This window comes from Bradyrhizobium sp. AZCC 1588, from assembly GCF_036924735.1.
Taxonomy (GTDB): domain Bacteria; phylum Pseudomonadota; class Alphaproteobacteria; order Rhizobiales; family Xanthobacteraceae; genus Bradyrhizobium.
This window is the reverse complement of the sequence record NZ_JAZHSC010000001.1, coordinates 1,088,357-1,107,218: the sequence shown is the minus strand read 5'-3', so window position 1 is coordinate 1,107,218 and position 18,862 is coordinate 1,088,357. Positions and strand designations below refer to the sequence as shown.

Sequence of the window (18,862 nt, the reverse complement as noted above, 5' to 3'; positions counted from 1 at the left end):
CGCCGGTGTCTTGAGGCGCCTGCAGATACTTGAGGTGAACTCTATTCGGCAGCTTCGGCCTGCCGGTCGATCGCCAGCGCGCCTTGCTTGATGAGTGGAATCAAGTCGCGCCCGATCGCCATCGTGTCGTGCGGATTCTCGAAACCGCGCAGCAGGAAGGAATGAATGCCGAGCCGGTAATATTCCAGCACGGCTGCCGCGATCTGCTCGGGTGTTCCGACCAGGCATGATGTATTGCCGGGCGCGCCGGTGGCGCGGGCGATCCCCATCCATAGCCGCTCGTCATGGACGTCGCCGCGCGCGGCGTAGCCGAGCAGGCGTTCGGCGGAATGATTGGTCGGCTGCGGCGCGGCACCGGTCTTGTGCTCGACATCCGCCAGCAGGGCGTTCGCCTTGTCCCACGCCGCGCCTTCGCTGTCCGCCATGATCGGCCGCAGCGACATGTTGAAGCCGACGCTGCGCCCAAAGGCGGCGGCGCGACGGCGGAAATCCTGCACCCGTTCCCGCGTTTCCTTCAGCGGCTCGCCGAAAATTGCGAACACGTCGCAATGTTTGGCGCCCATCTCCAGCGCGCCCTCCGACGAGCCGCCGAAGAACAGCGGAGGGAAGGGCTGCTGGTAGGGCTTGATGTCGGAGAAACCGCCTTCGACGCGGTAGAATTCGCCCTTGTGGTCGATCGGGCTGTCGCTGGTCCAGAGTTTTTGCATCACCTCCAGATATTCGCCGGCGCGGCGATAGCGGTCATTCTTGGGGAGGAAGTCGCCTTCGCTCGCCTGATCCGCGTCGCTGGTGCCGGCGATGATATGCAGCGCCATTCGGCCCTGCGTGAGCTGGTCGAAGGTTGCGACCTGCCGCGCGGCCAGCGCGGGGGCCACCGAACCCGGCCGGTGCGCGATCAGGAACTTGATCCGCTCGGTGTGGTCGGCCGCATAGAGCGCAATCGCAAATCCTTCGGCGGCGGAGGCATAATATCCGACAAGAACGGAATCATAGTTCCACTGCTCATGCAGCCGGGTGAAATCGACCACCCATTGCCGCGATATTTGTCCCTTGATCAGGTGAACCGCGACGCCCTCCTGCTGGGTGCCGATCATTCCGATGATTCTTGCGGGCATGGGCGCTTCCCCGGTCGCTGACGTTTGACTGGAATGAAACGCGCAAGGCCAAGGGAAAGCAAGGGTTTAGGACCGCTCCGTTACGCGTCGTGTTCACGGCTGGCATCCGCTGCCGCCAGCGCTTCGCCATGCCGGCGTGATAAGGCCGAGGTAATGTTGCGCTCGGTCAGGTCCATCAGGCGATGCATCGCGCGCCGCGCGCCGTCGGGATTGCGCGCCCAGATCTCGTCGAGGATGGCGCGGTGATAGGGCAGGCTCTTGCGCGGCGCGCCCGGGTTCAGCGTCGAGAGATCGAACGACATCCGCAGCGCCGCCTCGACGGTGGCGCCGAAGGCGACCAGAAAGTCATTGCCGGTCGCCGTCAGGATGCCGCGATGGAAGCGCAGATCAGGCTCGGAATAGGCGCGGCTGTCCATCCCCGCGGCGTCCATCTCTCGGTAGGCCCGTTCGATCCGGGCGAGGTCGGCGTCCGAGCCGCGCTCGGCGCAGATCGCGCAAGCCTCAGGTTCGACGATCCGGCGCACCTGCGTGAGCTGGCGGGCGAACTCTTCCGTCGGGCGCAGCGCCCATGTCCATTCCAGAAGCTCTGCATCCAGCATGTTCCAGTTGATCCGCTCGCGCACATGAGTGCCGGCCTTCTGGCGCGCCGCAATCAAGCCCTTTGCCTTGAGGATGGACAGCGATTCCCGGATCGAGGTGCGGCTGACGCTGAATTGCGACGCGAGCTCGATCTCGCGCGGCAGCGTGCTTCCCTCCTGCCACGTGCCGGAGACGATGAGCTTGGCGATTTCCCGCGCGACGTGGGTGTTGGACTGACGGAGTTCGACGTCCCTGGGCAAATCGTGGACCCTCAAGCCTTGAAATAATATTGTCTGCTTTATTGCGATGCGATGTCAATTGATACCATAAAAATAGTACTTCTGAGAGAAGCATCCTTTTGACAGCACATTTTATGTCGGTCATATTATCCAAAAAGACCGTCAGGGAGGCTGCCATGACCAAGAAGAATTCGAGCCATACATCCGCGGGCTTCAGCCGCCGAACGCTGCTTCAGGCCGGCGCCGCCACCCTCGGCGCGGTCGCATTTCCGCTGCCGGCCATTGCACAAACAAAACCGTTTGCCGGCGTCACGCTGCGCGGCGCGTCCTTTCAGCACCGCTTTTTCACGCTGCTGCAGAACTACATTCCGGAGTTCGAGGCGCAGACCGGCATGAAGGTCGATCTGCAGCTCTCGGCGTTTCCGGTCTACAACCAGCAGGCCAATCTCGAATTGTCGTCGGGCGGCTCGGCGTTCGATTTCGTCAACGTCACCTTCATCCTGGCCGCGCGCTGGGTGGCGGCCGGCTTGCTCGCCAATCTCGACGAATTCACCACTGATCCAAATCTGACGGCGGCGGAATGGAATCCGAAGGATTTCGTCGAGGGCGCGCAGGTACCGTACCGCGACGCCAAGGGCGCCACCTACGGCTATTCCTGGGAAGGCGGGGCCATGGTGATGGGCCTGTCGCGCATGGATCTGATGGAGAAAAAGGGACTCAAGATTCCCAGGACCTTTGCCGAATTGCAGCAGGTCTGCGCCGAGATCAACGGCACCGACAACGTCAACGGCATCGTCAGCTTCCAGCTCCATCACTGGTGCCTGCCGCCCTATATCCAGGGCTTTGGCGGCAACATCTTCCGCAAGCCGCCTGCCGACATCATGCCGACGCTGAATTCACCGGAAGCGATTCGGGCCGTTGAATATTACGCGAATCTTCTGAAGAACTACGCGCCGAAGGGCGTACTCACCTACACCGAGGATCAGGCGCGGCAATCCCACATGACGGGCCGCTCCAACATCTTCATTCATTCCAGCGCCTGGATTACGCCGATCCTGCTCTCGAACGACAGCAAGGTGAAAGACACATCACGCGTCGTCAGGATGCCCGCCGGGCCTGTGCACGACTACCCGGCCGCCAACAGCCAGGGTCTCGGCATTCCCAAGAACGCCAAGAACAAGAAAGCGGCGTGGGAATTCATCAAGTGGGCGCTCAGCCCCGAAATCTCGATGCGGCTCGTCAAGGAGCACGGCCATTCCTCGGTCTGCCGCAGATCCGTGATCGAGAGTGAGGAATACCGCAAGCTGAACACGATCAACGGCCAGGACCTCGGCGCGCTCTATCTCGAAGTGCTGGGACTGCCGGCCAAGGGCGAGAACTACATGGCCTATCGCACGGTGAAGGAGTTCCCGATCGTTGGCGATGTCCTCAACAAGGCGTTCGAACAGGTGGCGACGGGGCAGCTCGCAGCCCAGGCTGCGATGAACGCAGCGCAGGAGCAGGCGGTCGCCAATCTCCGCCGCGCCGGGACGGCGCTTTGAGCGGAGAAGGACTGGTCGACGCCGAGCGCCGCCGCTTCAATCGCATCGCGCTGGCGCCGAGCCTGATCGTGTTGTTCGTGATCGCAGGCTTGCCTGCGATCTATCTTGTCGTGACCAGCCTGACGCCGTTCCAACTGGTCAATCCCGGCTCGTCGACAGATTTCAGCTCGCCCTTGCGGAACTATCGCCTGCTACCGGGCGACCCGCGCTTCGTCAATTCGCTATGGGTGCAGGCCAAGCTGTCGTTCTGGGGCGTGCTGTTGCAGGTCTTGCTCGGCATGCTGTTGGCGCTATTGCTGCACACGCAGTCGCGCGTCGTGGAATTCGCCCGCACCCTGTTCCTGATTCCGATGGTGCTGCCGCCGATCGTCGTGGCGATCATCTGGAAGCTGATTTACACGCCCGACATCAGCCCGCTCTACTACGCCGCAAGCCTGCTTAACGTGACCATGCCGTCGCTGACCTCGAGCGTCGATTTCGCGCTGACCGCGATCATCATCGCCGACACCTGGGAATGGATGCCCTTCACCTTCCTGATGGTATTGGCGGCGCTGCAGACCATTCCGGAGGAGTTTTCCGAAGCCGCCCTGGTCGACGGCGCCAACCGGCTGCAGATATTCTTCTACATCACGCTGCCCTTCATCACGCCGATCCTGGTCATCTCGGGCATGTTTCGCCTGATCGACAGCGTCAAGGCATTCCCGCTGGTGTTCCTCTTGACCGGCGGCGGGCCGGGCAGCGTCACCGAGGTGACCAACTACTATGCCTATCTGCTCGCATTCGACTTCAACGAAATCGGCTATTCCAGTTCGGTCACGATCGTGATGCTGCTGCTCGTCGTCGCGGTCAGCCTCGGTGTGGTGTGGATGGGCCGCCGCCGCGAGGCCATGGCATGAGTGGGGGCATGAGTGGCCCGGTCCGCCGTTCGGCCAGCCCGCGCCGGCTCGTTGCGATCGGCGTGACGCTGATCGTTCTGCTGTCGCCGTTCCTCTGGCTCTTGCAGATGAGCTTCAAGTCCAACGACCTGATCCTGCAGTTTCCGCCGCCCTTGATCTTCACGCCGACGCTGCAAAATTACGCGTCGCTCTGGCAAGGCGCGTTCGCGGCCTCCTTTGTCAACAGCCTGATGAGTGCGTCCCTCTCCACGGCGCTGGCGCTCGTTCTCGGGGTGCCCGCGGCCTACGCGTTGTCGCGATGGGCGGGGCGGGGAAAGCACGCGCTGAGCTTCGCTATCCTGGTGACGCGAATGGCGCCGCCGATCGCATTCACGATTCCGTTCTTTCTGTTCTATCGCTGGATCGGGCTGCTCGACACCGTCACCGGGCTGGTGCTGGTCTACACCAGCTTCAACCTGCCGCTGGTGATCTGGATGATGCAACCGTTTTTTGAAACCGTGCCGTCGTCGCTGGAAGAGGCGGCGCTGGTCGACGGCGCGTCGACACGGGTCGTCTTCCTCCAGATCGTGCTGCCGATGGTCGCGCCCGGCATCGCCGCCACCGCGATACTGTGCTTCCTCTACGCCTGGAACGACTTTTTCTTTGCGCTGATCCTGACGCGGACCAACGCGCGCACGGCGCCGGTCGCCGTGGTCAACTTCATGAACTACGAGGGATGGGAGTGGGGCAAGATCGCCGCGGGCGGCTCGCTGGTGATGGCGCCGGTCCTGATTTTCTCGCTCGCCGTGCGCCGCTATCTGGTGAGCGGGCTGACAGCGGGCGCCGTGAAAGGGTGAGGCGATGCGGCTTCCGACCGGTGCTTCACGATTTGTATTCATCTTTGCCCATCCGGCCGACCATGTCGGCGCGCCCCGCCATTACACGCCTTACTTCCAGGGCAATGGGCTGGACTGGCATATGGTGCCGCTCGACATCGCGCCGGAACATCTTTCCGAAACGATCCGCACGCTCGCGAAATCGCCGAGCGTCGCCGGCTTCAATCTCACGATGCCGCACAAGCCGGCGGCGTTCGAGCTGTGCGATGCAGTCGGGCCGGCCGCAGAGTTCGAAGGCGTCGTCAACACGATCCGGATCGAGGCTGGTGGTCGGCTGGTCGGCGAATCCTTCGATGGCGGCGGTTTCCTGAATGCTGCACGCGAGGAGAGAATCTTCGATCCCGATCGTCGCTGCGTCGTAATCGGCGCGGGTGGGGCCGGCCGGGCAATCTGTCACGCGCTCGCTGCCGCCGGACTAAAGCGGCTGCGGATCCTGAACGAAGCGCCGGGTCCGGTCGAAATTCTTGCCGCAAAACTCCGCAGCCGCTTCGAAGATCTCGAAATCAGCCTGGACGAAAAATTCGATGACGCCGGCCTCTTGGTCAACGCCACCTCGCTCGGGCTGCGCGAGACGGACGCCCTGCCGATGAATCCCGCGAGGCTGCCGGATGATTGCGCCGTATTCGATATCATCGCCGCCCGCCGGACCGAGTTCATGCAAGCCTGCGCCGCGCGCGGCCTGAAGGTGGCTGATGGCGTCGCGATGATCAAACACCAACTGCCCCTGCAGACTGCATTCTGGCGCGGCGAATCTTGAGCCATCGCGCGTCGCAACCGCGTGCCATCACGCCAAAGTTCCCGATTTCGCCGCGCGCTGCGGATGCGCTGGCCGGCCGTGACGCTGCTTCTGCAAAGGGTCTCCGGCCCGGCGCGGCTGGCGCTTTGTCTCGTCGCCGTGGCGCTGGTGCTGCCGCTGGCGCCCTTGAACGACGTGCTGCGTGAACAGCTCAGGCACTTCTTCATCGTTGCCGTGATTGCGCTGATCGGATGGATCACGGTTCGCGCCGTGGACATGGGGGCCGCGCGCTATCTTCAGCGCTTCCGCCTCGATACCGACGAGAATTTTCTCGCCCGCAAGCACGTCACCCAGGTGCGTGTCTTCAAGCGCGTGATCCATATCTTGATTGTCATCATTGCCGTTTCCACCGCCCTGATGACCTTCGAGTCCGTCAAGCAGTACGGCGTCAGCCTGTTCGCCTCCGCCGGCGCGGCCGGCCTGATCGCCGGCCTTGCCGCAAGGCCTTTGCTCAGCAACCTCATCGCCGGCGTTCAGATCGCGATCACGCAACCGATCCGGATCGAGGACGCCGTCATCATCGAGAACGAATGGGGGTGGATCGAGGACATCGCCTCGACCTATGTCGTGGTCCGGTTGTGGGACTGGCGCAGGATGGTGGTGCCGCTGTCCTACTTCATCGAGCGTCCCTTCCAGAACTGGACCCGCGATACCCAGTCGCTGATCGGGGCCATCACCCTTCATGTCGATTATTGCACCGATGTCTCGCGGATCAGGCAGCGGTTAGAGGAGGCCGTGCGCGAGTCCAAATTGTGGGATGGCGCCGTGGTCAATCTCCAGGTGACCGAGGCCAGCCCGCGGTCGATCGAGCTTCGGGCGCTGGTCAGCGCCAGATCCGCGCCGCAAGCCTGGGATCTGCGCTGCGAGATCAGGGAAAAGCTGCTCACCTTCATTCGCGAGGAGATGCCGGAAGCCTTCCCGCGCGAACGTGCCATGATATCGCCCCGGCTCGCCGACTTCGGCGACACTTTCGAGCGCGGCGACGCGCGGTCCCGTCCGGTCCCGGCGGCGGCCCACAGCTAGCTCGTGCACGCGAATTCCCGGCTCCGATGCCCTCGCCGAAACTGCCGAATGGGGCCTTGCGTCCGCTTGTTCGGGCTGTAATGGATACGGCTGAACCACGTCCTCACCTATATCCAGAAGAAGAGATCGATGAGCCAACTGATTGTCCGTGCCGGTGAATTTACTTTCCAGGCCCGTTTCGAGGAGCAACTGGCGCCCAAGACGGTCGCTGCCTTTCGCAAGGCGATGCCATTCGAGAGCCAGGCGATCCACGTCCGCTGGAGCGGCGAGGGTGTCTGGATGCCGCTCGGCGATCTCGATTTCGGCGTCTCCTACGAGAACCACACCAGCTATCCCGCGCCCGGCCAGATCATTCTTTATCCCGGCGGCATCAGCGAGACCGAAATCCTCCTGGCCTATGGCGGCGTGCATTTCGCGAGCAAGATGGGCCAGCTCGCCGGCAACCACTTCATCACCCTGACTTCGGGGTTGGAGAACCTGACCGCGTTCGGCAAGACCGTGCTGTGGAAGGGCGCGCAGAAGATCCGCTTCGAGGAAGTCTGATCATGGCGGCGCCGACCTATCCGCGCGACTTTCGTGGCTACGGGCGCAACCCGCCTGATCCGAAGTGGCCCGGCAACGCGCGGGTTGCGGTGCAGTTCGTGGTGAATTTCGAGGAAGGCGGCGAGAACAATGTTCTCGACGGCGATCGCGCCTCCGAGGCTTTTTTGTCAGACGTGCTGGGTGCGCAGCCCTGGCCTGGACAGCGCCATGCCAACATCGAGTCGATGTTCGAATATGGCTCGCGCGCCGGCTTCTGGCGGCTGTGGCGGGTCTTCGCCGAGCGCAATTTGCCGGTCACCGTGTTCGGCGTCGCGAAGGCGTTGCAGCGAAATCCCGACGTAGTTGCTGCCATGAAGGAGGCCGGCTGGGACATCGCCAGCCACAGCCTGAGATGGATCGAGCACAAGGACATGTCTGAAACCGAGGAGCGCACCGAGATCGCGGCGGCGATCCGCGTCCACACCGAGGCGACCGGCGCCCGCCCGCTCGGCTGGTACACCGGGCGCTCCTCGATCAACACCTTAAGGCTTCTGATGGAGGCCGGCGGTCTGCTTTATCTCAGCGACTCCTATGCCGACGACCTGCCGTACTGGATCAAGTCGCGGGGCTCCAAGCCGCATCTGGTCATCCCCTATACGCTCGACGCCAACGACATGCGCTTTGTCAACGCGCAGGGCTTTGGCGGCGGAGATGAATTCTTCACCTACCTCAAGGACAGTTTTGACGTACTTTATGCGGAAGGTGAGAGCGCGCCGAAGATGATGTCGGTCGGCCTGCATTGCCGGGTCGTCGGCCGCCCCGGCCGCGCGGCGGCGCTGATGCGGTTTCTCGACTACATCGGAACGCACGAGCGCGTCTGGGTACCGACGCGGCTGCAGATCGCGCAGCACTGGCACGCCAATCTGTCGCACCTTGCCGATAGCGCTTTCGATATCGGATGAAGCAATGCTCGGCGATGAAATCGTAAGCCGTATCAATCAGCTCGGAATGATTTCCGAGACGCCCGATCATCTGGCGCGGATATTCCTGTCGCCTGAGCATCGCATCGCCGCCGATCTCATTCTGTCGTGGATGCGGGATGCCGGTATGGAAGCGCATCTCGACGCCATCGGCAATGTCTGCGGCCGTTACGAAGGCGACCGCCCGGGACTGCCGTGCCTGATGTTGGGCTCGCACTACGACACCGTGCGCGATGCCGGCAATTGGGATGGGCCGCTCGGGGTCATCACCGCGATCGCCTGCGTCGCCGATCTGAACCGGCGCGGCGTGCGGCTGCCGTTCGCGATCGAGATCGTCGGTTTCGCCGATGAGGAGGGCCTGCGGTTTGCCTCGACGCTGCTCGGCAGCCGCGCGGTCGCGGGAACCTTCGACGCAAGCGTGCTCAACGCGCGCGACCGTGACGGCGTCTCGATGCGCGAGGCCATGGTGCAATTCGGCCTCGACCCTGACGAGATCAGTGCGGCGGCGCGCACCCGCCGCGAGCTGCATGCCTATGTCGAACTGCATATCGAGCAGGGGCCGGTGCTGGAACAGCAAAACGTTCCTGTCGGCGTAGTGACGGCCATCGCGGGCGCCACGCGGCTCGCCGCAAATCTCTCCGGCATGGCCGGCCATGCCGGCACGGTGCCGATGGCGCTGCGGCGCGATGCGCTGGCGGGCGCTGCCGAATGCATCGTCGCGGTCGAGCAATTCTGCAAGGCCGATGGCGCCGGTCTGGTCGGCACCGTCGGCGTCATCACCGCGCTGCCGGGCGCCACCAACGTCATTCCGGGGCGAGTCTCCATCACGCTCGACATCCGTGCGCCGGCCGATCCGCACCGCAAGCGCGCCGTTGCCGAGATCGTGCAGCAGATCGAGGCGATCGCGGCGCGCCGTGAACTGTCGCTGCAGATCGACGTCACCCATGAGAACCGCACCGTGCCCTGCGCGCCCTGGCTGAAAGCGCAGGTCGCGGAAGCGGTTGCGGCCGAAGGCTATGGCGTGTTCGAACTGCCGAGCGGGGCGGGGCATGACGGCATGGCAATGATCGATATCGCCGACGTCGCCATGCTGTTCGTCCGCTGCCGCGACGGCATCAGCCATAACCCGGCGGAGCATGTCGAGACCGCCGATGCCAATGCCGGCGCGCGCGTGCTGCTGCGGCTGATCGAAAATTTCCGGCCGAGGTAAAGGCGGCAGGCCTAAGTTTCAGCGTTCGTCTGGATTAAATTTGCGCAGATGCAAGAGCTGACCTGAGCGCTGCGCGCTGCCGCTTTATGACAATGCTGTGACATCATAATTCATCTGACAGAAAGACGAATCGACGATGTCACGAGTAGCAACACGTGATAATCGACACCACGGGACGTCGTTGATCCAAGCCTATGCATCGTCATATTTCATTTTCATCACATCACGAATACCGATTTTATCAGGGGCCGTTTGCCTCCTGTGTCGCCAACGGTATTCAAGCCGTCAATTTTCTCGGTGATCGCTTCCTGAGAAGGTACCGCCCATCGGCCGGGATCGAGGAGCTGTACAGGCACTCGATCAACAGTGCCTTTTCTCCGACGGAAGACTTTCTGGTCACGGGGGCGCCGCACGCATCCGCCTATTATCCCCGTGACTTTGCCTGGTTTTATCCCGACGTGCTCGATCCCGAGACCATCGTGGATTCCGAGGATGCCGTCCGCAGGGTTCGCTTGCTCGAAAAAAGCGTCCGGCTGATGCTTGAGGCCGTTCGCTCCAATGTCGTCACGACGACCATTGTTCCCGCAGGCCGCGATCGGTACATCGGCATCAATTACTTCTCGCTGCCGTCGGATACGCTGTTGGGCATCCTCGCGGGTCTGGAACAGATCGTGCGCGCGGACCAAGGGACATCTTCGCATTTGGCGATGGCACAAGGCGCGCATGCCGGCCGCTTGTTGCTTGCCGGGTATCGCGACGACCTGAAGAAAGCGATATTTCAACTTGCCGGCTCGTTGCAGCCGTTCGACGACAACGGCCTCACAGCTTTGCTTTGTGACGTAAACGCACCCCGTTCCGCGGCAACGGATACCCGCGCCGAGCGCCGGCGCTTCGTCACCAATGCATGCGTCTACGCGACTTTTGTGCGCGGCACGCGTTTAGGGGTGATCGACCGGATCGAGCTCGAAGGACTGCTCGGACGCGAGCTTTCGCAGTATAAGAAGGAGCTGCTCGGGCTGTTCGGCAAGCATGGTTATGTCAGGCATGCGCTGGATTCCGGGATCGAACCGGCGGCATCCTCCATTGCGCTTGATTTCGTCAATGTGCACCAGGGATTTTGGGATCTGAGCGAGGCGAGCGAACGCGCGCTGTTTGCCGCCACGACGGATCTGATACTTGGCGAGCCGCGGTTTCGAATCCCGGACACATCACATTTCCTGGTGTCCACGGATAACCCGCAGAACAAGATGATCCACAAGATTGCAGCTCCGGCCTACCAGGGGCGTTCCTGCTGGCCGACGTTCAACGTCGAATTCGCCGATCGCATGCTGGAGTACGATGAATTTTCCGGCACCGACAAGTACCGGTCCTGTGCCCGCGATATTTTGAGAGACATCCGTACCGCGACCGAGACGCACGGCGGATATCAGGAACTGCTGTCGGAAAACGGCCTCAAGTATCGCACGTGGGCGTATCAGGGAGCCGTCGCGCACTCCTGGTTTCCCCGTTTCCTGACGGTCTGGAGGAGGGCATACGGGACCCCGCTGCTGAGCTGGAATTCGCAATCTCTAGAGGCGGCCTCTGCATAGCGAGGCGATGCCCGGCGCCAGGACAGACAAGTTGTCGTTCAGCCCGTGGCAGGCACGCGCAATTGCGGTTTGCTTAGATAATGAGCAGGTGCCCGTCCAGAATGCGTAGGACGGAAGGTGCACCGCCTCAGTATCGACAATCAACGAATTGAAACAACGATCAATTTTGCCGCGGTCGGCCGCCGGCCGCCATTGTACACAATGGCACGCGCTTTGCTTGATTTCTCCCGAGGAGTTCTCTCGTTCGGGGCGCGTACGTCATGGCGAACTCAGCAAAGCTCGCAGCGGAGCCGCAGCCGATCGAGCTCGATTGGGCCGCGACCGCGCTTCTCATCATCGACATGCAGCGCGATTTTCTCGAGCCCGGCGGCTTCGGCGAGACGCTCGGCAACGACGTCAGCCAGCTCGCGCGCGCGGTGAAGCCGATCGCCGCCGTGCTGGAAGCGGCGCGCGCGGCCGGCATGCTGGTCATTCACACCCGCGAGGGCCATCTGCCCGATCTTTCCGACGCGCCGCCGGCCAAGGTCAAGCGCGGCGCGCCGTCCTTGCGCATCGGCGATCCCGGCCCGATGGGACGCATTCTCATTCGCGGCGAAGCCGGCCACGACATCATTCCCGAACTCTATCCGCTCGACAGCGAGATCGTGATCGACAAGCCGGGTAAGGGCGCGTTCTACGCCACCGAGCTCGGCGACGTGCTGCAGCGCTACGGCATCGAGAATCTTTTGGTGTGCGGCGTCACCACCGAGGTCTGCGTCAACACCACCGTGCGCGAAGCCAACGACCGCGGCTATCGCTGCGTGGTGCTGGCGGATGGCTGTGCCTCCTATTTTCCCGATTTCCACGAGATGGGCCTGAAGATGATCAAGGCGCAGGGCGGCATCTTCGGCTGGGTTTCGGACTCGGCCGCGGTGCTGGAGGCGCTTTTACCGGAGATTCCAACAACGGCAGTAGCGGGGGCATCACGATGAGCGCAACGGGGACATCAGGTACATCCACTTTCAAGCCGGCGCTGTGGACGCCGGGCGACTGGAACGCCTTGTTCGGCTTCGGCACCAACATCCTCGTCAACATGCTGGTGCTGACCGGGCTGTTGCGCTTCGTGCTGAAGATGCCGGACAGTATCGTGTTCGGCCGCATCCTGCCGGCGCTCGGCCTGATGATGTGCCTCTCGACGTTCTATTACGCGTATCTCGCCTACAGGCTGGCGCAGAAGACCGGCCGCAACGACGTCTGCGCCCTGCCGTCCGGCGTCAGCGTGCCGCACATGTTTATCGTCACCTTCGTGATCATGCTGCCGATCACGCTCAAAACCGGCGACCCCGTGAAGGGCTGGTCGGCGGGGCTAGTCTGGGTGTTCTTCCAGAGTTTTATTCTAATGATCGGCGGATTCATCGCGCCCTACATCCGGAAAATCACCCCGCGCGCGGCGCTGCTCGGCACGCTGGCCGGCGTCTCCGTCACCTTCATCTCGATGCGGCCGGCGCTGGAAATGTACATGACGCCGCAGATCGGCCTGATCTGCTTCGCCATCATCCTGGTGAGCTGGTTCGGTGGCGTGAAATATCCGAAGGGTATTCCGGCGGGCCTCGTCGCCATTGCCGCCGGCATGCTGATCGCCTGGGGCTCCAACCTGTTCGGCCTCGGGCTCGGCGGCTTGAGCCTGAAGGGCCTCAGTGATGCCTTTGCCAATTTCGGCTTCTCGGTGCCGTTGCCTGCCTTCGGTCACGTGTTCTCCGGCTTCGAATTCCTCGGCATCATCCTGGTGACCGCGATCCCGTTCGGCATCTACGACCTCGTCGAAGCCATGGACAATGTCGAAAGCGCGGAAGCCGCCGGCGACGAATATCCGACCACGCGCGTGCTGACCGCCGACGGCGCCGTCAGCCTGATCGGCTGCCTGATGGGCAATCCCTTTATCAACGCTGTTTATATCGGCCATCCCGGCTGGAAAGCGATGGGCGGGCGTATCGGCTATTCGGCCGCGACCGGCATCATGGTGGTGCTGCTGTCCTGGTTCGGCATCATCTCGGTATTGCTGGCGCTGGTGCCGGTGGTCGCGATCTCGCCGATCTTGCTTTATATCGGTATGCTGATCGGCGCGCAGGCGTTCCAGACCACGCCGCTCAAGCACGCGCCCGCGATCGTGCTGGCGCTGACACCGCATCTCGCGGCGTGGGCGAAGCTGCAGATCGACACCATGCTCGGTGCGAGCATGGCTGCGGCGCAAACCGTCGGCGGTCTCGCTGCCGACAAGGTCGATGCGGTCAAGACGGCCGCCATATCGGCGCTGCCCCAACAGGGCGTGCTCTATCGCGGACTGGAAGTGATGGGCGGCGGCTCGATCCTCACCGGCCTCGTGCTCGGCGCGATCGGCGTGTTCGTGATCGAACGCGATTTTCATAAGGCCTCGGCGTTCGCGCTGGCCGGTGCGATCATGACCTATTTCGGCTTCATGCACGGCGAAGCCGTCGGCATCGGCGGCGGCCTCGGTGTTACGCCGGGCGTGGCGCTGGCCTATGCCGTGATGGCGGCGGGACTGTTTGCGCTGGCGAAGACCAGTTCAAGCGCGAACTACAGCGCACATCCCGAGGTGCCGGCGGCGGCGCCCGCGGAGTAACCGGCCGTCGCGTTCCCCGGACGCAGCGCAGCGCGTCAGCGGTGCGCTGCAGAGCCGGGGTCCATGCTGCTTCTGGGTCCCGGCTCTGCGGAGCAGCGTTGCACGCTGCACCGCGTCCGGGACACGCGAATATCAGGCGACGGCTACGTCTTGACAAACACCAGCATCGTGCCATTGCCCTCGGCCGGCGGCACCACAACGCCATCAGCACTCTTCACGCCGGTAGCGCCCAACGCCTTTTCCGCCGCCGCGACATCGGCCGCAATCACCAGCCCCGCGCCGCCGCGCTCGGGCAGCTCCGCCAGCGGGACGTCAGGGTAGCGTGTGCTGAGCTGGGTCTTTGTCAGGAATATGAAGTCGGCGCGGTCGCCGCCCGAGGGGACCGCAATGACGCCGTCCGGTTCGACCTGTGCCTCACGATCGATCATGCTCGCGAGCTGCGCGGCGTCATCCGCGGGCTCCGGGGTGACGATCAGCACCTCCTTCAGGCGCTTGGCGCCATTGGCGTGCTTCATCAATTCGGGAATCCAAACCGTCTCGCGCGTCTTGTGCTGGCAGGCAAACATGCGCACGCCGCCGGGCGCTTCCGCCGTCGGCCATTGGAAGGTGCGAAACTTGGCCGCCGATACCGTGCCATCGGGCATCGTCACGGGACGTTCGAAATCGGTCGGCCCAATCGGCGGATAGCCGCGCGCGCGAATTTCTTCCGCGCCTTCGGCGGAATCCACCGCCGTGAACGCGATGCGCTCGATGCCTTCGCCATTCTTTTCCAGATATGCCCGCGCCGGAGCATTATGTTCTGTCGGCGCCAGCACGCCGAGCAATTCCATATAGTCGGGGTCGAACATGATGGTGTAGTTGCCCGATCCCATATGTGCGCTGTGGGTGCCGCGCGGCGATACGGTGAAGCCGAGCCGCTTGTAGTTTTCGGCGGCTTTGTCGAGATCTTTCACCATGACCACGGCGTGATCTATTCCGATGATGTTTTTGAGTGCCACTCTTTTGTTCCCTGAGGCTCGTTAGCGGTCTAAGCTAATCAGAACGATCAGTTGCCTGCAAGAAAGGATCATGATGAACACGAGCAACGTCCGCTGGCCCGATTCACTGTGGGCGGCCGTGACGCCATCGGGGCCTGATTTACCGGAACTGATCGGCTCGCAGCAGGCCGATGTGATCGTGATCGGCGGAGGTTTCACCGGACTTTCCACCGCGCTGCATCTGCGCGAAGCGGGCGTCGATGTCGCGATTGTCGAAGCCGCGGAGCCGGGCTGGGGTGCATCGGGCCGCAACAATGGCCAGGTGATCCCGACGCTGTCGCGGCCCGATCCGGAAGATATCATCGCCAAGCACGGCGCGGCCGGCGAACGTTTCGTCGGCATGCTGCGTGACAGCGCTTCTTATCTCTTCGACGTGACAAGGCGCTACGAGATCGACGCCGAGGGGGAACAGGCCGGCTGGATTCAGCCCGTGCATTCGCCCGGCCGCATCAAGATCGCGGAACGGCGGGTGCGGCAGTGGTCGAAGTTCGGCGCGCCCGTTGAGTTGTTGTCGCGCGAGCAGACGCGCGACATGCTCGGCTCCGATGCATGGTTCGGCGGCTTCTGGAACAGAAGCGGCGGCCACATCAATCCGCTGGCACTGGCCCGTGGCCTCGCGCGCACCGTGCTCGGCCTCGGCGCGCGCATTTACGCGCGCTCGCCGGCGGAAAGCTTTGAGCGCCGGGGCGACCGCTGGGTGGTTAAGACGGCGAAGGGCGAAATTTCCGGCCGCGCGCTTGTCGTGGCGAGCAATGCCTATAGCGGCGAGTTCTCCAAATCGCTGGTGCCTGAGATTGCGCGCGAGGTGATGCCGGTGCTTTCGTGGCAGATGGCGACGCAGCCGTTGTCGGACAACGTCCGCAACACCATCATTCCCGGCCGGCAGGCGATGTCGGATACCCATGGCGAACTCTATTTCGCGCGCTACGACGCGCGAAATCGCCTGGTCACCGGCGGCGCGGTGATCGGTCCTGGCAACAAGGTGGAGCGGATCAAGGCGCGCGTCACCGAGCGCCTGCATCGGCTGTGGCCGCAGATCGGCGATGTCTCGTTCGATTATGTCTGGAACGGTTATGTCGGCATGACCACGGATTTCCTGCCACGTATCCATCGGCTTGGTCCCAACGCCTATGGCTGGACCGGCTGCAACGGCCGCGCTGTGGCGCTGACGATTCCGCTCGGCAACGAGCTGGCAAAGGCCGTCCGAGGAGTGCCGGAGAACGAGTTGGCACTTCCGTTCACTGAGCCAGTGCCGATCGTCGGCCACGGCATCCTCCGCAAGCTCGCGCCGCTGATGCTGCTGGTCTACCGCCGGCGAGATGCCAAGGAGATGGCGTGATCTTCTCCCTCTTCCCCGCTCTTCGCGGGGAGAGGGAGCTACACCGCCGCCGTGTCGTGCTCCCGCGCGAATTCCCCGCCCGGGATCGAGTCGAGCAGCGCCCGCGTATACGGATGTTGCGGATTGCCGAACACCTCCGCCGCGAGCCCGTGCTCCACGACCGCCCCATCCTTCATCACAGCAACGAGGTCGCAGATTTGCGCGGCGACACGCAAATCATGGGTGATGAAGACGATCGAAAGTCCAAGCCGCGCCCGCAATTCTGCAAGCAGCTTCAGCACCTGCGCCTGCACGGAAACATCGAGCGCCGACACCGGCTCGTCCGCCACCAGCACGTCCGGCTTCAGCGCCAGCGCCCGCGCAAGTCCAATACGCTGGCGCTGGCCGCCGGAGAATTCGTGCGGATAGCGGTCGCCGGCGGAAGGATCCAGCCCGACCAGCGCGAACAGCTCTTTCGCATCTGCAATCGCCTCGGCGCGCGGCGTGCCGTGCACGATTGGCCCCTGCGCCACCAGCTCGGCCGCCTTGCGGCGCGGGTTGAGCGAGGCGAACGGGTCCTGAAACACCATCTGGATATGCCGCGTCTCGCGACGCACTTCTTCGCGCGGCATTTTCGCCCAGTCGCTGCCGTCGAGCACGATCGATCCCGTATCCGGATCGATCAGCCGCACGATGCAGCGCGCCAGCGTCGATTTTCCCGAGCCGGATTCGCCGACAATGCCGAGCGTCGCCCCGCGCGGCAGATTGAGCGACACGTTCTTCACGGCCGCCGTCACCCGCGCGCCGCGCCCGAGAAAACCACCGGTGCGATAGGTCTTCGAGACATCGGTGATCGTCAGGATGTTGTCAGAGGCAAGCGCCCGCGGGGGAGGCGCGTTCAGTGGTGGCACCGCGGCGATGAGCTGCTTGGTATAGGCGTGCTGTGGATGGTGCAGCACGTCGGAAGCCGTGCCGTGTTCAACGATGACGCCGTGCTGCATCACCACCACGCGGTCGGCGATCTCGGCGACCACGCCGAAATCATGGGTGATGAACATGACTGCGGTCCTGCGGCGCTGCTGCAGGTCGCGGATCAGTTTTAATATCTGCGCCTGCGTCGTGACGTCGAGCGCCGTCGTCGGCTCGTCGGCAATCAGGAGTTTCGGATCGAGCGCCAGCGCCATCGCGATCATGGCCCGCTGGCGCTGCCCGCCAGAGAGCTCATGCGGGTAGGCCTTTGCCGCCAGCTTCGGATCGGGAATGCGGACGTCGGCGAGCAGGGCCAACACTTTCGCGCCGATCTCGGCCTTCGACAATTCGGTATGGATCGAGAACATCTCGGCGATCTGGTCGCCGATGGTGCGCAGCGGATTGAGCGCCGTCATCGGCTCCTGGAAGATCATCGCAATGCCGGCGCCGCGTACCTCGCGCATGTCGGCAACCGTAGCTGAGCAGAGATCTCGGCCCTCGAATAGCATCCGGCCGCCATCGATCGTCACCTCATTGGGCAACAGCCGCATGATCGCATTCGCCATCATCGACTTGCCGGAGCCGGATTCGCCGACCACGCAGAGGATCTCGTTGGAAGCGATTTCCAGCGACACGCCCGATAGCGCATGCGCTCTATCCGCGCCGCCGGGGAGGCGGACGCTCAAGCGATCGAGCGAGAGGATGGTCTCGTGCTCGCTCATCGGCCTTTCAGCCTCGGATTGAGCGCATCATTGAGGCCCTGGCCGACCAGCGACACCGCGAGCACGGTAACGAGGATGGCGAGGCCGGGGATTGCCGAAACGTACCATTGCACCCGCAGCACGTCGCGGCCGAGCCCGATCAGATTGCCCCAGGACGCCACGTTCGGATCCGACAACCGCAGGAAAGCGAGCGCGCTTTCGAGCAGGATCGCGACCGCCATCACCACGCTGGCGTAGACGATGATGGGCGGCAACGCATTGGGCAGGATCTCGCCGAAAATGAGCTGGATATTCTTCATGCCGAGTGTCCGCCCGGCCTGGACGAACTCGCGGTTGCGCAGCGACAAAAATTCCGCGCGGGTCAGCCGCGCCGGCGCCGGCCACGACACCACGCCGACGGCGATGGTGACCGTCGTCAAGGTCGAGCCGAACACGGCAACCAGCACCAGCAGCAGCACGAAGTTTGGCAGCGTCTGGAACGCTTCGGTGATCCGCATCAAGACATTGTCGACCCAGCCGCCGTAATAGCCGGCGAAGGCGCCGACGAGAATGCCGATCAGGATCGCGATTGCGGTTGCGACACCCCCGATCAAAAGCGATATCCGCGCGCCGTAGAAGATCTGCGCGGCGATATCGCGTCCCGAATTGTCGGTGCCGAGCAGGAAGCGCGGGTTGGAGAACGGCCAGACCAGCGGCCGGCCGGCGAGCGCCAGCGGATCGCGCGGGTAGAACCAGCTGGCGGAAATAGCCATCGCGATCACGATCAGGAGCAGGATCAGGCCTGCGACCGCGGCGGGACTTCGGAAGTAGCGCTTGACCGCGTCCATGGCG

16 protein-coding genes and 1 pseudogene are annotated in these 18,862 nt (G+C 63.4%); 12 read left to right on the top strand and 5 right to left on the bottom strand.

Annotated features, from left to right (window positions below; translation table 11 throughout):
• Positions 1-41: 41 nt before the first annotated feature.
• Together V1277_RS05310 and V1277_RS05305 are read right to left on the bottom strand one after the other, a co-directional pair.
• The gene (locus V1277_RS05310) at positions 42-1,115 is read right to left on the bottom strand and encodes an LLM class flavin-dependent oxidoreductase (RefSeq protein WP_334415291.1); all 1,074 of its coding nucleotides are present in this window, start codon (positions 1,113-1,115) and stop codon (positions 42-44) included.
• Positions 1,116-1,195: 80 nt separating this feature from the next.
• Positions 1,196-1,954, bottom strand: a complete 759-nt coding sequence (locus V1277_RS05305) for a FadR/GntR family transcriptional regulator (protein WP_334415290.1) — start codon at positions 1,952-1,954, stop codon at positions 1,196-1,198.
• A 155-nt stretch (positions 1,955-2,109) separates the two neighbouring features.
• Here V1277_RS05305 and V1277_RS05300 point away from each other — a divergent pair, with 155 nt between their 5' ends.
• From V1277_RS05300 to V1277_RS05250, 11 genes and pseudogenes are all read left to right on the top strand, one after another.
• Complete coding sequence (locus V1277_RS05300; RefSeq protein WP_334415289.1) at positions 2,110-3,474, top strand: ABC transporter substrate-binding protein; 1,365 nt, start codon at positions 2,110-2,112, stop codon at positions 3,472-3,474.
• Positions 3,471-4,370 carry a carbohydrate ABC transporter permease gene (locus tag V1277_RS05295; protein WP_334373903.1) on the top strand — a complete coding sequence of 300 codons (900 nt, stop codon included), beginning with the start codon at positions 3,471-3,473 and terminating at the stop codon, positions 4,368-4,370. Before V1277_RS05300 ends, V1277_RS05295 begins: the two co-directional genes overlap by 4 nt.
• 8 nt (positions 4,371-4,378) lie before the next feature.
• Entirely contained in the window at positions 4,379-5,206 is an 828-nt protein-coding gene (locus V1277_RS05290) for a carbohydrate ABC transporter permease (RefSeq protein ID WP_334415288.1), read from the top strand.
• A gap of 4 nt (positions 5,207-5,210) precedes the next feature.
• Complete coding sequence (locus V1277_RS05285; protein ID WP_334415287.1) at positions 5,211-6,002, top strand: shikimate dehydrogenase family protein; 792 nt, start codon at positions 5,211-5,213, stop codon at positions 6,000-6,002.
• A 51-nt stretch (positions 6,003-6,053) separates the two neighbouring features.
• A pseudogene (locus V1277_RS05280) lies at positions 6,054-7,064 on the top strand (mechanosensitive ion channel family protein); the annotation flags it as partial.
• Positions 7,065-7,193: 129 nt separating this feature from the next.
• On the top strand, positions 7,194-7,607 hold the full coding sequence (locus tag V1277_RS05275; RefSeq protein ID WP_027536371.1) for a DUF3830 family protein: 414 nt from the start codon (positions 7,194-7,196) through the stop codon (positions 7,605-7,607).
• Between the two features lie 2 nt (positions 7,608-7,609).
• Positions 7,610-8,548 (top strand): allantoinase PuuE, encoded by a 939-nt coding sequence (gene puuE, locus V1277_RS05270; RefSeq protein WP_334415285.1) that lies wholly within the window; start codon positions 7,610-7,612, stop codon positions 8,546-8,548.
• Between the two features lie 4 nt (positions 8,549-8,552).
• Positions 8,553-9,776: an allantoate amidohydrolase gene (locus tag V1277_RS05265; protein ID WP_334415284.1), complete on the top strand. Its 1,224-nt coding sequence runs from the start codon at positions 8,553-8,555 to the stop codon at positions 9,774-9,776.
• A 194-nt stretch (positions 9,777-9,970) separates the two neighbouring features.
• Complete coding sequence (locus V1277_RS05260; protein ID WP_334415283.1) at positions 9,971-11,365, top strand: hypothetical protein; 1,395 nt, start codon at positions 9,971-9,973, stop codon at positions 11,363-11,365.
• Positions 11,366-11,625: 260 nt separating this feature from the next.
• Positions 11,626-12,336 (top strand): cysteine hydrolase family protein, encoded by a 711-nt coding sequence (locus V1277_RS05255; protein ID WP_334415282.1) that lies wholly within the window; start codon positions 11,626-11,628, stop codon positions 12,334-12,336.
• Complete coding sequence (locus V1277_RS05250) at positions 12,333-13,985, top strand: regulator (protein ID WP_334415281.1); 1,653 nt, start codon at positions 12,333-12,335, stop codon at positions 13,983-13,985. Before V1277_RS05255 ends, V1277_RS05250 begins: the two co-directional genes overlap by 4 nt.
• A 143-nt stretch (positions 13,986-14,128) precedes the next feature.
• Here the strand turns inward: V1277_RS05250 and V1277_RS05245 are convergent, their stop codons facing one another.
• On the bottom strand, positions 14,129-14,983 hold the full coding sequence (locus V1277_RS05245) for a VOC family protein (RefSeq protein ID WP_334415280.1): 855 nt from the start codon (positions 14,981-14,983) through the stop codon (positions 14,129-14,131).
• 73 nt (positions 14,984-15,056) lie between these two features.
• Here V1277_RS05245 and V1277_RS05240 point away from each other — a divergent pair, with 73 nt between their 5' ends.
• Positions 15,057-16,361 carry an NAD(P)/FAD-dependent oxidoreductase gene (locus V1277_RS05240; protein ID WP_334420287.1) on the top strand — a complete coding sequence of 435 codons (1,305 nt, stop codon included), beginning with the start codon at positions 15,057-15,059 and terminating at the stop codon, positions 16,359-16,361.
• A 38-nt stretch (positions 16,362-16,399) separates the two neighbouring features.
• Here V1277_RS05240 and V1277_RS05235 read toward each other — a convergent pair whose 3' ends face one another.
• Together V1277_RS05235 and V1277_RS05230 are read right to left on the bottom strand one after the other, a co-directional pair.
• Positions 16,400-18,031, bottom strand: a complete 1,632-nt coding sequence (locus tag V1277_RS05235; protein ID WP_334415279.1) for an ABC transporter ATP-binding protein — start codon at positions 18,029-18,031, stop codon at positions 16,400-16,402.
• Positions 18,028-18,858 carry an ABC transporter permease gene (locus tag V1277_RS05230; protein ID WP_334415278.1) on the bottom strand — a complete coding sequence of 277 codons (831 nt, stop codon included), beginning with the start codon at positions 18,856-18,858 and terminating at the stop codon, positions 18,028-18,030. The genes V1277_RS05235 and V1277_RS05230 overlap by 4 nt, the downstream gene beginning before the upstream one ends.
• Between the last annotated feature and the right edge of the window lie 4 nt (positions 18,859-18,862).